The sequence below is a fragment of the Pseudogracilibacillus amylolyticus (SeqCode) genome, from assembly GCF_051918545.1.
Taxonomy (GTDB): domain Bacteria; phylum Bacillota; class Bacilli; order Bacillales; family Amphibacillaceae; genus Pseudogracilibacillus.
The window spans coordinates 21,977-22,498 of the sequence record NZ_JBPPZG010000040.1; the positions used below are offsets into that span (position 1 = coordinate 21,977).

Annotated in this window: 1 protein-coding gene; it reads left to right on the forward strand. The window is 38.7% G+C overall.

Annotated elements, in window-relative coordinates:
- Positions 1–121: 121 nt before the first annotated feature.
- The coding region (locus ACPYKA_RS06780; protein WP_479541589.1) for a Mur ligase domain-containing protein at positions 122–522 on the forward strand (401 nt) is incomplete at its 3' end.

Consider the following 522-nt stretch of genomic DNA (forward strand, 5'->3'; position numbering starts at 1 on the left):
GTGCTAGTGTCGGCGTTGCTGACAGGACGTCAGCGCCTTTAGCCGACGGGTCCTTTTTATCCTCCTTTTTGAACACGCATAGAAATCGCTATGAAAAAATAACACAAAGAAGGTATTTACGATGCAGTTACAAAAACTTCTTTCGGCTTTGCCGTTTTATTCAACAAATCAAGAAATAAAGAATATAGATATTAACGGAATCAAAATGGATAATCGTAAAATTGAAAAAGGGGATATGTTTGTCTGCATTAAAGGTTTTACAGTAGACGGGCATTCATTTGCCAAGCAGGCTGCTCAAAGTGGGGCAGTTGCTATCATTTCTGAAAAACCACTCGATGTATCTCCTGCGATTACAATTATCGTACCAGATACAACAAAGGCGCTTGCTATTTTGGCTACTGAATTTTATCAGCATCCGACACATAACTTCCCTTTAATTGGGATAACAGGTACCAATGGCAAAACAACAACAACATACTTATTAGAAGAAATTTTCAAAGCACACGGTAAGAAAACAGGGCT